Origin of the sequence: Pseudomonas brassicacearum (genome assembly GCF_003732265.1) — a bacterium.
GTDB classification, from domain to species: domain Bacteria; phylum Pseudomonadota; class Gammaproteobacteria; order Pseudomonadales; family Pseudomonadaceae; genus Aquipseudomonas; species Aquipseudomonas brassicacearum_D.
Window position 1 is genome coordinate 1 of record NZ_MOBK01000096.1, and the last position, 521, is coordinate 521.

Consider the following 521-nt stretch of genomic DNA (forward strand, 5'->3'; position numbering starts at 1 on the left):
GGACATCATCAAGGCGGTGGCGAGCCATGAAACCTCGCTTTGGCCGACCCTGCTCTATCGCTGTCTGGATGTGGTGGCGATTTTCCTGGTCCCGCTGGTGTTGCGGTTCGTCTGCGTGCAGAGCATCTGGCGTTTGTCGGTGTTGCTGCGGCGCTTGCGAGGCACCGGCGAGATGACGCATGTGCCGACGATGCGTTCCTGCTGGCTGCTGACGGTCGGCGGCGTACGCGGTGCGGTGCCGTTGGCGGGCGTGCTGTCGGTGCCGCTGCTGATGGGAGGCGAGGCATTCCCTGAGCGCGACCTGATGATCTTCATTGCGGCCGGGGTCATCCTGTTGTCGCTGATTTCAGCGTGTATCGGCTTGCCGCTGTTACTGCGCGGCATTGAAATTAGTCCTGACGACAAGCGCCGCAATGAAGTGCGAGACGCGTGGCGCAAGACCGCTGAAGCGGCGATTCATGCGCTGGAGGTCGAAGAGGCCAAGCCTGTAGACGCGAGTGCGGCCGCACTGGCTGTCGAAC

1 pseudogene is annotated in these 521 nt (G+C 63.0%); it reads left to right on the forward strand.

From position 1 onward, the window contains the following. Positions 1-521, forward strand: a pseudogene (locus tag BK660_RS30220) (Na+/H+ antiporter); the annotation flags it as partial.